Annotated in this window: 11 protein-coding genes and 3 tRNA genes; 8 read left to right on the top strand and 6 right to left on the bottom strand. The window is 67.4% G+C overall.

The genetic code is table 11. From position 1 onward, the window contains the following. The first annotated feature begins 144 nt into the window (after positions 1-144). The 3 genes from ACIRRA_RS03780 (at position 145) to ACIRRA_RS03770 (ending at position 1031) form a co-directional block, all read left to right on the top strand. Complete coding sequence (locus tag ACIRRA_RS03780) at positions 145-393, top strand: hypothetical protein (protein ID WP_402762659.1); 249 nt, start codon at positions 145-147, stop codon at positions 391-393. Between the two features lie 481 nt (positions 394-874). After that, positions 875-948 (top strand) — tRNA-Arg (locus tag ACIRRA_RS03775). A gap of 11 nt (positions 949-959) precedes the next feature. Further along, a tRNA-Gln gene (locus ACIRRA_RS03770) sits at positions 960-1031 on the top strand. A gap of 95 nt (positions 1032-1126) precedes the next feature. Here the strand turns inward: ACIRRA_RS03770 and ACIRRA_RS03765 are convergent. After that, a complete protein-coding gene (locus tag ACIRRA_RS03765) occupies positions 1127-1735 on the bottom strand; it encodes a TetR/AcrR family transcriptional regulator (protein WP_402762656.1) in 609 nt (202 codons plus the stop codon). Positions 1736-1857: 122 nt separating this feature from the next. Between ACIRRA_RS03765 and ACIRRA_RS03760 the strand changes: the two genes are divergently transcribed. Together ACIRRA_RS03760 and ACIRRA_RS03755 are read left to right on the top strand one after the other, a co-directional pair. Then, the gene (locus tag ACIRRA_RS03760) at positions 1858-2994 is read left to right on the top strand and encodes a lipase family protein (RefSeq protein WP_402762653.1); all 1137 of its coding nucleotides are present in this window, start codon (positions 1858-1860) and stop codon (positions 2992-2994) included. Between the two features lie 106 nt (positions 2995-3100). Further along, positions 3101-3682 carry a hypothetical protein gene (locus ACIRRA_RS03755; RefSeq protein WP_402762651.1) on the top strand — a complete coding sequence of 194 codons (582 nt, stop codon included), beginning with the start codon at positions 3101-3103 and terminating at the stop codon, positions 3680-3682. Positions 3683-3849: 167 nt separating this feature from the next. On the opposite strand, the gene ACIRRA_RS03750 is transcribed toward ACIRRA_RS03755, so the two are convergent. Then, the gene (locus ACIRRA_RS03750; protein WP_402762648.1) at positions 3850-4218 is read right to left on the bottom strand and encodes an MmpS family transport accessory protein; all 369 of its coding nucleotides are present in this window, start codon (positions 4216-4218) and stop codon (positions 3850-3852) included. A gap of 212 nt (positions 4219-4430) precedes the next feature. On the opposite strand from ACIRRA_RS03750, the gene ACIRRA_RS03745 reads away from it, so the two are divergent. Continuing rightward, positions 4431-4503, top strand: a tRNA-Pro gene (locus ACIRRA_RS03745). Positions 4504-4692: 189 nt separating this feature from the next. On the opposite strand, the gene ACIRRA_RS03740 is transcribed toward ACIRRA_RS03745, so the two are convergent. Further along, positions 4693-5043 carry a hypothetical protein gene (locus ACIRRA_RS03740; RefSeq protein ID WP_402762646.1) on the bottom strand — a complete coding sequence of 117 codons (351 nt, stop codon included), beginning with the start codon at positions 5041-5043 and terminating at the stop codon, positions 4693-4695. A 328-nt stretch (positions 5044-5371) separates the two neighbouring features. On the opposite strand from ACIRRA_RS03740, the gene ACIRRA_RS03735 reads away from it, so the two are divergent. Both ACIRRA_RS03735 and ACIRRA_RS03730 read left to right on the top strand, forming a co-directional pair. After that, positions 5372-6709, top strand: coding sequence for a DUF2786 domain-containing protein (locus tag ACIRRA_RS03735; RefSeq protein WP_402762643.1), 1338 nt, complete (start codon positions 5372-5374; stop codon positions 6707-6709). 390 nt (positions 6710-7099) lie between these two features. Next, entirely contained in the window at positions 7100-8563 is a 1464-nt protein-coding gene (locus tag ACIRRA_RS03730) for an aldehyde dehydrogenase family protein (protein WP_402762641.1), read from the top strand. Between the two features lie 149 nt (positions 8564-8712). Here ACIRRA_RS03730 and ACIRRA_RS03725 read toward each other — a convergent pair whose 3' ends face one another. From ACIRRA_RS03725 to ACIRRA_RS03715, 3 genes are read right to left on the bottom strand one after another with little or no spacing between them, the layout of a single operon-like run. Beyond that, the gene (locus ACIRRA_RS03725; RefSeq protein ID WP_402762639.1) at positions 8713-9999 is read right to left on the bottom strand and encodes a nitrate/sulfonate/bicarbonate ABC transporter ATP-binding protein; all 1287 of its coding nucleotides are present in this window, start codon (positions 9997-9999) and stop codon (positions 8713-8715) included. A gap of 26 nt (positions 10000-10025) precedes the next feature. Further along, positions 10026-11783 (bottom strand): ABC transporter permease, encoded by a 1758-nt coding sequence (locus ACIRRA_RS03720; RefSeq protein WP_402762637.1) that lies wholly within the window; start codon positions 11781-11783, stop codon positions 10026-10028. A 36-nt stretch (positions 11784-11819) separates the two neighbouring features. Next, a complete protein-coding gene (locus ACIRRA_RS03715; protein WP_402762634.1) occupies positions 11820-12605 on the bottom strand; it encodes a hypothetical protein in 786 nt (261 codons plus the stop codon). Positions 12606-12681 lie beyond the last annotated feature (76 nt).

Here is a 12681-nt window from a genome sequence, read left to right as displayed (position 1 = left end):
TCACGCTCCCTCGCGGCGCACTCCGGGTGGACGGCCCCGAGCCCACGGTGGGCCGACAGGCCGCGTGGAACCAGCGACACCTGGACCGTGGCGAGGAGTCTTTCGGCTCTGCCGAGCGGCGGGTCGGCGCGGCAGCCTGTACCCGTGATCATGACTCTTGCCACCGTGGCGCCGACGCGGACGATCGAGCCCAGCATGTTCGACCGGACGGTCACGCGGCTGTGTGCCGAATTCGGCAGCACCGCATCCCGGCAGCAGGTGGAATCGGTTTTGCGATGGAGCCTCGCCGACTTGGCCGGCAGCCCCGCCGGTGCCATGCCCGAACTCGGCGAACGCTCGGCCAGACAACGGCTGCTGGACAACGACCTCGATATGCCGTTGCGCGTCGCGTGAATTCCGTTCGTTCCGAAGGCTGTCGCATCGAGCCCGCGATGACGGTCGAAGCCGTTGTGGGCGAACGCACTGACGCACCGCCATCACCCATCGCATCCTCAGATCGAAAATCGTTTTACCACTTCAGAACTCCGCTGCTACCGTGATTTCAACACCTCCCCCGACGACAGGAAAGGCGGCACCGTGACCGAATTTATGCAGCGCCCGAACACGTTCGACCACAGCCGTCTCATCCGCGTCGGCTTACGGATCTGCCCCTGAAGGTCTCGATTACCGCAGACCACTCAGGGTCGCTCCCCGGCATTCGCCGGGAGCGACCCTTTCTCATCCAGCCCGAAAGCAAGCCACCCAGCCCACGCACCTCAACGTCGAGCGGGCGTCACCGTTGACGCATGCAGGGGCGACGGCGACCGCAGACCACTCCAGCTCCGCGCACCTCGATGCCGAGTAGATGTCGACGCCGACATCCGCGCAGAGCCACATGCCCGTAGCTCAACCGGACAGAGCGTCTCCCTACGAAGGAGAAGGCTGGGGGTTCGATTCCTCCCGGGCATACCGATTTTCGATGAAGCGTGGTGTAAACGGCAGCACGGCGGACTCTGACTCCGTCAGTTCAGGTTCGAATCCTGGCGCTTCAGCTCTCCTATGTCGGCTGAACCCATAACCGCGCAATCACTTTCGACGAACATGGGCTCGACGGCGCTTCGGTGACCAGACCTCGTCGTTCCGGTCCTCATGGCCTGCCGAGTGCCCAGCTGAACAGCAGCGCCAGGTCGTCGCGGTCTGCCCGGGTCGGTGTGGCGTCGGGGAAAGCCACCAGGGGCAGTCGCAGTCCGTCGAGTGCCGCGCAGAGGACTTTCGCGGCCGATATCGGTTGCACCGCACCGGCTTCCGTCAAAGCCGCGGCGACCAGGTCGCGGGTCTCGTTGTCCCACTGAACCACCAGCGGGGCCAGATCGGGTTGTCGGACCACCTCGAGGTACAGGCTGAATACCGACATCATGCGGCGGTCGGGGGCCATGCTCACCTGTAGCCACCGGTCGGCCAGTTCGGCGGGGGACGCGGTGCGCAGATCGAAGTCGCGGCGCAGTTCATCGAGGATCGCCCGGGTCGAGGCGATATCGCGGCGCACCGCTTCGGCGCAGGTCGAATACACCAGATCCGCTCGTGTGGGGAAGTGGTAGGTGATCGACGCCAGCGAAACCCCCGCGGCCGTGGCCAGCGCTCGTGTCGTCAGCGCGGGCAGGCCGTCCCGTGACACCAGGTCGAGCGCGGCATCGAGAACGAGCTGATATCGCTGCTGACCTCGGGCGCGCCGCCCGTCGGTATATCCGGTTGTCACCGCCACCTCCTCGAGGGTTCATCTTGCCCGATGTCCGGTGAGCAAACCTCAAGAAAACTATTCGTACGAACGTCTTCTAAGTTATGGTGTCCCAGCTCTCAACGATCGACCCGAGGTAATCCATGACACCACCATCACTGCGCCGAGGCTTGTCGGCTGTTGCCGCTCTGGCGGCACTCACGACCATGGCCACCGCGCACAGCGCGGCCGCCGACGCACCCGCGGGCACCGTCACCGACCAGAGCCCGGCCGTATCGGCATTCGGGGTCGTGGGGGCTGCGACGGTTGACCGCATCACGTACTGGACCCGGGACTCCTCTGACCGGCCGGCACTGTCCAGTGCCCTGGTCTTCCTGCCGCAGGGCGCTCCGCCGCCGGGCGGCCGACCGGTGGTGGCATGGGACCACGGCACCATGGGTGTCGCCGGGAAGTGCGCACCGTCCACCATGGGACTGGACGACGACCACTACACCGAGTTGTTCTCGCGCTGGCTCGCCGACGGCTATGCCGTCGTGGCGACCGACTACATCGGACTGGGCACCCCCGGCCCGCACGCCTACCTCGACGGTCACGCCGAGGCCAATGCCACCGTGGATTCGGTCCGCGCCGCTCGGGCGGTCGAGCCTGGACTCTCGACACGCTGGGCGGTCGTCGGGCATTCCCAGGGCGGGCAGGCGGCCATGTTCACCGCCACCGACGCCACCCGCTATGCCCCCGAACTGGACTATCGCGGTGGCGCCGCCTACGCGCCCGGCGCCAGCGCCGTCGACTTGATGACCTTGCTCGGTCGGCCCGGTCTACCGAAAGTGCTGCCCCCGGACATGAATGCGTATGCCGCCTACGCGCTGCTCGGGCTCCAGGCCGCCCGGCCCGACTTCGATCTCGACAGCTACCTCACCCCGTTCGGACGGGACATCGTCGCTCGCGCCCGGCAGCTGTGTCTGGACGATCTCATCGCCGAGACAGCCGATGTGAACGTCTCCGACATGCTGGCCCGCCCGCTGGACGAGGGCGATTTCCCGGTGCTCGCACACCCGGTGATGGACATCCCCACATCCGGCTACGACCGCCCGCTGCTCATCGCACAGGGAGCCGTGGACGCCGACGTTCCCGCGCCGATGGTATGGAACCTGGAAGCTCAGCTCGTCGGGCAGGGCACCCGAGTCGAGATGCGCAATTACCCCGGCGACGACCACGAAACCCTGCTCGCTACCGCCGCACCCGACGTCGACGGCTTCCTCGCGCAACTGCTGCGCTGAACCGGACGAAGTCCCAGGGGACCTCCGATGAACCATCGGTCCCCTGGCCACCCCGTCCATTTCAGCGAATGAATCAACCAATCAATCTGCCCACCAAGGAGATTCAGTGAACACCCGCACCCGCATCCTCGTCGCGTCCGCACTGACCGCGACCCTGATGACCCTCACCGTCGAAGTCGCCACGGCGGCCCCCTCGCCGGTCGCCCCGACCACCGGCACAACCACGGACGCGGCCACCCTGAGCGCCGATTCCCCGAGCAGCGCCGGGATGTCCAGGCCGCAGGCAACGGCAGATCTGCCAGTTGCGGAGCTGGCGAATGACGCTGCGGCACAGCCGCTTTCTCCGTCGGTGTCGGGCGCCGTCCCGGTCGCCGCGGCCGCCGGGACCGACCCGCAGGCCGACATCGCCGATGCGCTGAACCAGGCCGGTAACGAGTTCATGCTGGCCACGACCGTGGGCACCATGGCCGGTGGCGTGGTCGGGCTCGTGGGCGGCTGTGTCGTCGGTGCGATCGTCGGCGCGATCGGCGGCTGCATTCCCGGCCTGGGTATCGGCGCCGCGGTGGGCCCGATCATCGGCGGCGTGGTCGCGGGGGTCCCCGCCGGTATCGCGGCACTGGCACAGGCATACAACACCCTGCACGCCGCCGGTGACATCAGCGCCCCGCTCGCGGCTCCGATCGGCTGACATTCGGCACCACAATGCCGATATCGCATGATTGTGCCAGCGCGGGATAGGCAAAGGTCAACTGCCCGTGCAGATCCGAGGTTGACGGAACGTCCGCTACTGATGAGCGGACGTTCCGCAGTGGCTCGGGCGGGTTCCCGGGTCCCGGCCGATCGCCGAGGCGGCTGTCAGGAGGGGACGGAACACTCCGCGATGGCGGCGAAACCGTTCGCGGTTTCCTCGTCCTTCACCACGCCATCGACGGTGATTCGGCAGGAGATCGACCCCGAGGATGCCGTGTTCTGCACATTCATGTTCCACGCGGGGATAGAGGAGCTGGACGTGATCGTCTTCGACCACGGCAGCGCCACATTGGTGTCCTGCAGCACGTTGTAGTTGTCGCCCAGATAGGTGACGGCGGCGGTCGAGGTACCGGGGCTGCCCCACACCTCGTAGAGCACCTGATGAGAATCATCCGCCCCCGAGATCCCGGCACCGGCGCTCAACAGCGCAGCCCCCACGAACGTCACAGTGGCGATCCGCCGAACCAGTGTCATCGAATGTCCTTGCCTCACAAAGGCGAGCGACTCTCCCCCGCCGAATCCGGACACTAACGGAGCACACCGACAAGCGAGTAGATCAGCGCTACTCGGTGATCGAAGTCAGTGCGCGGTGCGAGCTGCCCCGCGCACTGTTCCTCGACGACTCGTACCGGTGCTCGCCGGTCTCCGCACCGCTGGTCGGAAAGTCAGCCCCCGCGCGGGGCCGGGTGCTCGTGGCTCAGGGGAGAGAGCACCTGCCTAGGAAGCAGGCGGTCGAAGATTCGAATCCATACGGGCACAGTATGTTTCGATCGACACCCGGGGTGAGGCTCGCCCGGAAAGACGTGCAAATCTACTGGCATAGAACCTGATTCGCGCCCAACCCCCGAACACCGAAGGCAGGTCCCCGATACCGTGGTGCCGATCCGCCGAGGGGCTGGCGCGGCAATCGGTATCGGGGACGCGTCTGCTGTCACTCCATTAGGTCGCCTACGGGTTGTAGATCTCCACGTACGCGTTGGTGGCGACGGCGAAGACGCCGGGGCCGGCGCCGGTGCAGGCCGCCGTAATACGGTCACCCGACGGGGTGAACGGGTAGCTGAGCACCTTGTAGGGGCCGACGGCGTACAGCGGGAACGGTCCACTGGCGTAGAGGCCGACGCAGTCGAGGTGGAGTACGTAGTTGGATGCACCGTCGGGCCCGCAGACTGCCGACGCGTCGAACAGCCCCTTCGTCACGGTGCAGTCCTGTGGCGCGGCCTGCGCGGTACCCGACCCGACGACGGCTGCGAAACCCACACCCGAAATGCCCACGATCGCAACCCGTGCGGCAACACTCAACGACCTTTTCATGAAGACCCTTCCGATTGGCGTTGTGTTGTTCGTCGTAGCCGAGCCCAATTTTGTTTCCATTCTGAAATTGTTGGCCGCGTCTGGCCCACATCGTTCCCGCCGTCCGCGCACCGATGCGGTCTGTCTGCGAATCAGGTTCAGGATGCCCAGAAGTGGTCGGTGACCGCCTCGACCGCGCCTTCACGGTGCTGGTTGTGACGAGCGACCGATAGGGGGTCGCTTGGAGCGGCTGGAGGCGAATGCGGCAGCGGTACAGCGGTGAAATACGGTCGGGTCGTGACAGGTCATGGCGATTCGAGGGTCGGTGGAGTCGATCATGGGTAAGCCGAATCGGAAGCATCGGGCGGCCAAGCAGCGGGCGCGATACGGCGGAGCCGACTTTCCGGCCATGCACGGTGGGGCCGAGGAGCGGCCGCCGACCGCTGAGGAGATCGGCAATGCGATCCTGGCGGCCGCCATGGAATCGGCCCAGCGCGGAGCGCGGGGTCGATCGGTACAGCGTGATCCGGTCGTCGTATTCACCGGCCGGCTCGCCGCTGACGACCCGCTCGTTCACGAAGTGGAGCGGGGTGCGCACCTCGCGGGGCAGCACCTCATGACGCGGGTCTTCCGGAATGGCTGGTTGCCGGCGGACATTCATCAGGCGGCACGACGGCGCGTCGACGACTTCGCGGTCAGCTTTCTGATCGACACCATGGCGGACGCTGTGCGGCCCTTCGCGCCTGCGACCGTCGACGAAACCTGGGTTGCTCAGCTCGGTGAATTGGCGGCGGACGCCTGGTGGTCGGATTCGGCGCCGCATTTCGGCCAGTGGGCGGCGAAGCACCTGCTGACTACCAACGAAGCGCTCACCACCGTGATCGAGGCCCTCGCCCTGCTGATCCTGCTGCCGAAACTGGAACTCATCACGCCCCTGCCCGGTACCGCACGTCCGACGGCCGCTGTCCCGCATCATGTCGACGAGAAGGTGCTCGGCCGCGTTCGCGGACTGCTCGCCAAGGCCGAGTCCACGTCCTTCCCCGAGGAGGCCGAGGCCCTGTCGGCCAAGGCACAGGAGCTGATGACCAAGTACGCGCTCGATCGGGTGCTCGTCGACGACGCCGACACCGCCGTCCCGGATCTCCCCGGGGCACGGCGAATGTGGCTCGATACCCCGTACACCGACGCGAAGGCCCTGCTGATCGACGTGGTCGCCAAGGCCAATCGATGCCGCGCCGTCTTTTCCTCGGCATGGGGTTTCATGACCATCGTCGGCGACGACGCGGATCTCGACGCGGTGGAGTTGTTGTCCACCTCGCTGCTCGTGCAGGCCACCAGGGCGATGATCGCGAACGGCGACAAAGCCTCCCGAAGCGACAAAGCCTCCCGAAGCGACGAAGCGCGCAGCCGGACGTTCCGGAAGTCGTTTCTCGTCGCCTATGCCACCCGTATCGGGGAGCGTCTGGAAGCAGCCACCGCGGCCACCATCGCGGAATCGCCTGAGCCACAACGACTGCTGCCGGTCTTGGCTTCGCACCAGATCGCGGTCGACGCGGCTTTCGACACCTTGTTTCCACAAGCCCGCAATCGTGGGATCACAATCCGCAGCGCCGCAGGCTGGGATGCCGGCCGAGTGGCCGCCGACCGCGCCCGGCTCGACCAGGGACGGTCATGACGATCATCCCGGAGTCGATGGCCGGATCGGCCGGTCACTGCTGATACAGCGTGGCCCCGAACATCGTTCCCGCGAAGGCGAATTGGCCGGAGTCTCCGATCGCGCCATACCGCATTTCACGCCCCGCGCGCCTCAACGTGGAGTAGATGTCAACGAGCGGGGTTGCGCCGCTGGCAGTTTCGTGGCTGACTGCGCGTGATCAGAGCGCCGCGGAGTATGGCCGGTGTGCCGCGCGGCAGTTGTGTGCCCATGCCGCACTTCGGCTCCACCGTCACCCGCTGACAGTGCGGTATCAGCGGGCGCGGACATTCTTGGCCTCGCCGAAAACCGGCTGTGGCACACGACACGCTACAGCGATCACGACAAGTATTGCGACACAAAGGGATTGTCATGACCACCTTGATAAGCAACGCCGAGAGCTATGTCGACGGTCGCTGGATCACCGGCGACGGTGAGCCGATAACCACGATCAATCCCGCCACCGGCCGGCCGGTGGCGGTCACCCCGTCCACGGCACCGGCCCAGGTCGCCGCCGCCATCGCCGCGGCCCGGCGCGCCTTCGACGGGGGTGAGTGGAGCCGACTCCGCCCCGCTGACCGCGGCGTGCTGTTGCACCGCCTCGCGGACCTGCTCGAGGAGCACCGGGACGAGCTGGTCCGGCTGGCGGCCACCGAGCTCGGCACCCCGATCAGCAGCGGGCCCACCCAGCACGTGGATCTGCCGGCGAAGTTCTTCCGCTGGTTCGCAGAGGCTGCGACACAAGGGCCGCGGGACGGATACGAGCAACCGCTCCCACTGGACCACGATCCGATCACCAACAGCAGCATGCTGCTGCGGGAACCGGCCGGTGTGGTCGCCGCTATCGTCGCCTACAACGCGCCGATCACGATGTCCGCCTTGAAGCTCGGCGGCGCCCTGGCCGCCGGCTGCTCGACGGTCCTGGTCACATCACCGAAGGCGATCCTGCTGACATCGGCGTTCGTGCGGCTGGTCGAGGAGGCCGGATTCCCGCGCGGCGCAGTCAATCTGGTCTTCGGCCCGCCCGAGGTCACCACGCTGGTCGTGCAGGCGCCCGAGGTCGACATGGTGAGCTTCACCGGCTCGCCTTCCGTCGGCAGCATCATTCTGACGCTGGCCGCGCCGACCCTGAAGAAGGTGGTCCTCGAGCTCGGCGGCAAGTCGCCCAATATCGTGCTGCCCGGCACCGATCTGACGCGGGTGGTACCGGCCTCGGCACTGCGGTTCACCCGCAACAGCGGGCAGGCCTGCGGCGCCACGACCCGAACCCTGGTGCCGCAGGCCGATTTCGACGAATACGTCGAGCAGTCGGGCCGGTTCCTGCGGAGCCTGGCCGTCGGCGACCCGATGTCGCCCGACACGGTCCTGGGACCGCTGATCACCGATGAGCACCGCGTCGACGTGGAGGGGTTCCTCACCCGCGCCCGCGCGGCCGGCGCCCGGATCCCCGTCGGCGGCGGCCGCCCGGCCGGGCTCGACGACGGCTTCTTCCTCGAGGCGACGCTGGTGACCGGCGTGCCCAATGAGGCGGAGATCGCCCAGGAGGAACTCTTCGCGCCGGTGGGCGTGGTGATGCCGTATACCGACCTCGACGAGGCGGTCCGTATGGCGAACGACGTCAGGTACGCCCTCAATGCCAATGTATGGGGACCGACCGCCGAAGCCATCGCCTTCGGCCGCCGGATCCGCTCGGGCACCGTCACCATCAACGGCGGCGCCGGCATGCGGGCGGACGCCCCGTGGGGCGGGCCGGGCTACAGCGGCATCGGCAGGGAGGGCGGCGAGGAGGGACTCCGCGAATTCTTCGAGGTCAAGCACATGCAGTGGCCGTTGTGATCCCGGCCGGGAAAGCGGCGGAGTCCCTCCCTGAACTCCAGTCCCTCCCCCGCCCGATGTGATCGAGGAGGGCACCATCCCGGTGGCCCGGGTGCGGGCCATGCGCGAAGGCGAGCCCCATGCCCGGGCTCGCCGCACTGGCGGACGCCTCAGGCCTCGTCCGGATGCCGCGTGAGCAGCCGCTCGGCGGCGTCGTACTCGTAGAGTTCGGCATAGCGCCCCCAGTCGATGGCGATCCGCAGTTGTCGCCGCGCGGCGTCCTCGGTGAAGCCCCGCCGCAGCAGATCGAGGAAGAAGCCGTCGCGCAGCCGCTGGTTGCGCGCACTGGTCAGCGCGTGGTCGATCGCCGCGACCAGGGGCGCCTTGGCTCGAGCCAGCCGAGCGAAAATGGCCTTGGCACTGTCGATATCGGCCTCGGTGAACAGGGTGCCGTCGAGGGTGAGCTCGATATCCCCGTCGGCGGTGGTGGCCAGCCCCAGCATGGTGGCGGCGTCGACCAGCGGCATCAGATCGTCGATCTCGAAGCGCAGCCCGCCCGCCAGATCCGGCAGGTCGGCCCGCCCGCCTTGGGCGGCGACAAAATCCAGCATGCCGCCGATTCCGTCCACCCCGGCATCGGGCAGCGGCCGGGTGATGGGGGTGGGGGCGATGCTCGTCCGGTCGCCATCGAAGGTGGCGTCGGTGAGCATCCGATAGGCCTGGTCCACCAGCGCCTGGAACCCCGCGCCGCGCGGGTCACGCGGCTGCGGGAGACCCACCCGGATCTCGCCCTTGATTCGGCCGGGATTGTTGTCCAGCACCAGGATTCGGTCGGCCAGCTGCACCGCCTCCTCGATATTGTGGGTGACCATCAGCATGGTTTTGGTGGGGAAGGCGGTCTCCGCCCACAGTCGCATGAGCTCGCCGCGCAGGTTCTCGGCGGTCAAGACGTCCAGCGCCGAGAACGGCTCGTCCATGAGCAGCACCTCCGGCTGTACCACCAGGGCGCGGGCGAATCCCACTCGCTGGCGCATGCCACCGGAAAGCTCCTTGGGATAGGCGTTCTCGAAGCCGTCCAGGCCGATCATGTCGATGGCGTCGGTGACCCGCTCGCCGCGCTCCCCGGCCGAAATCCCTTGGGCGCGAAGGCCGAGTTCGACGTTCTGCCGCACGGTCAGCCACGGCAGCAACGCGAAGGTCTGGAACACCATGGCGGTATTGGCATTCGGCTCGGTGATCTCGGTCTGCCGGATGCGCGCGGACCCCGCGGAGGGGAGCATCAGGCCCGCGATGATCCGCAGCAGCGTGGACTTGCCGGAGCCGGATTTACCCAGCAGCGCGACGATTTCGCCCTCGTGCAGCTCGAGGCAGACATCCGAGAGCACCGGCAGCTGCTCGCCGGAGGGGTTGGTGAAGTTCTTGGTGACACGATCGACGGTGATGATGGGGGTCGACACGGTGTGTCCTCCTTTCGAAAAATGTTTCAGCTCAGCGAGAATCGCCGTTCGGCGGTGCGCTGCAGGCGTCGCCACAACAGGCGGTTGATGGCCACCGTGACCACGCTCATCACCACGGTGCCGAGCAGCACCTTGGCGAAGACGTCGTCGGTGGTGGCATTGGTGATGTACGCGCCCAGGCCGTAGGCCTCCATATGGGTGTTCCCGGCCTCCACGACCTCGCCGACCAGGGTGGCGTTCCACGCGCCGCCGAACGCGGTGATCGCGCCGACCACATATCCGGGGGCGATCGCGGGCAGTATCAACGACTTCCAGCGCTGCACGCCGTGCACGCCGAGATCGTCCATGGCCTCGCGCAGGTCCGTCGGGATCTGCCCGGCCGCCGCGATCACATTGAACAGCACGTACCACTGCGCACCCAGTGCCATCAGCGCGATGCCGCCGATATTCAGTGAGATGCCGGTGTAGGTGAGCGCCGCGATGACGAAGATGAACAAGAACTGGGCCGGGAAACTGGCCAGTACCTGCACCACCGGCTGAGCGAACCGGCAGATGCGCGGATTCATCCCGATCCACACGCCGACCGGCACCCACACGATGGTGGAGACCACCAGCAGCACTATCACGCGGCCGAGGCTGGCCAGCCCCATGAGCGAGGTCGGCCCGAATTCGGCCAGTCCCACGGTTCTTTCGAAGTAGGAGGCGAGTGCCCAGGTGCTCCAGGCGAGCGCGGCGAAGAGCAGTCCGAAGAAGAGCACATCGCCGATGCGGCTGCCCGCGCGCTCGTCGTAGGCGGAACGGGTGCTGCGCCCGAAGACGCGCATGAGGCGATCGACCCGCTCGCCGACCGGCCGTAGCACCCGAGCCAGCCGACCCGGGACCGTGCTGCGCCGCAGCAGGTCGAGCACGAGACTCCGTGGGGCCTGTGCACTTTCGGTGTGCTCCACCCGGAATCGCTCCGACCACGCCGTGAGCGGCCGCCAGAACACCACGTTCACCAAGACGATGGTGAGCACCATGACCAGCGCACCCACCACGAGGTTGCCGACCTCGGCCTCGGAGGTGGCCGCCGCGATGAAACTACCCATGCCGGGCAGCGCCTCGTCCCGGCCGGATACCGTGATGACCTCCGAGGCCGCGAGCATGAACCACGCGCCGCCGAAGCTCATCATGCCGTTCCAGATCATCGGCACCATGGCCGTCGGCACCTCCAGCTGCCACAGCCGCTGCCAGCGGGTGAGCCGCATCATGCGGGCCGAATCATCCAGCTCCCGGGGCATATTGCGCAACGCCTGGTAATAGGCGAAGGTCATGTTCCAGGCCTGCGCGGTGAAGATGGCGAAGATGCACGCCGCCTCCGCGCCCAGATACGAGCCGTGGAACAGGCCCACGAACGCGGTGACCGTGATCGAGACCAGGGCCAGCACCGGCACCGACTGCAGCACGTCGAGCGCCGGGATGAACACCTTCTCGGCCCGGCGCGAGCGCGCCGCCCACTGGCCGACGATCAGTGTGAAGAGGATGGACGCCGCCAGGCCGATGAACATACGTAGCGTGGTGCGGGCCGCGTAATAGGGTAGGTTCGCGGGATCGGTTGATACGGTCTCGGTTCCGGTATCCGGCGTCCAGGGCACCGACATGTCCCGAAACAGCCGCAGCACCAGCAGGATCAGCAGCACACCCGCGCCGATGATCAGGTAGTCCACCGCTCGGAGCCGCCCGCGTGCCCGCGGCACCTCGGGAGTCGTCTTGGGCCGGTCCGGAATTGCCAATTCAAGAGTCATTGCTGTTCACCTCGCTCCGAGCGGCGTCGTCGCAACTCAGTTGGTCGATTCGGCGGCGACCGCGGGCGGTGCGGTCATGACGTTGAAGGCGTGCACGGCCGAGGCCAGCACCGCCGGTGCGCCGACGAGCAGGTTGAAAACCACGACGCCTATCCCGGCCCCGGCCACCGCGCCCTCCAGACAGCCGGTGACGGCGCCGGGAATCGCCAACGTGCCCAACGTCAATGCGCCGACCGCGAGACCCTGGCCCGCGCCCAGCAGGACGCAGCCCAGCGGCGCGCCGATGACGGCACCCAGCAGCGTGCCCACCGCCAGGGCCACGGTGAGCTCATTGTTGACATTCTGGAAGACGGCATTCATCCGATCCTCGAAGCTGTCGGGATCGGCGATCTGCTGTGCCGCAGGGCCTTCGGCTTGCGCCTCCGCGGCGGCGTACAGCTCCGCGGCGATGCGTCGTTCCTCGGTGCCGACCGGTCGGGCCCGATCCGGGCGCGGGGTGAGGGTGGCGCTGTCGCCGTCGATGCGGGCGTCGATCGGGTACGTCGTGTCCTGCTTCGTGATGGTCAGCGGGATAACCCCCACCACCACGCCCTGCGGGTCGAGGATCTGCAGCTGGTCGGTAGTGGTTCGGAGCGTGCCGAGGTCGGTGCGCAGCACCACCGATCGGTCCACGATCCGGGCGTCGCCGGACACGGCCTGAACTGTCACGGCGTCGGCGAGCCGGACGTCCGATCCGGGTGCCGCGGCCGAAACGGCGGCCGGGGCGACCAGTCCGGCGGTGGTGATCGCCGCGGTGGCGAAGGCGAGCAAGCGAATTCTCATCGGGATGTTTCCCCTCGGGATATCGCTGCCCGCATCGGTTTCCGGGCAGCATCGAATACCGTCCGGCACGGTGGCG

The sequence above is a fragment of the Nocardia sp. NPDC101769 genome, from assembly GCF_044766925.1.
In the GTDB taxonomy this organism is placed as follows: Bacteria; Actinomycetota; Actinomycetes; order Mycobacteriales; family Mycobacteriaceae; genus Nocardia.
Note: the sequence above shows the minus strand (reverse complement) of the source record. Positions and strands in the feature narration are given on the sequence as shown.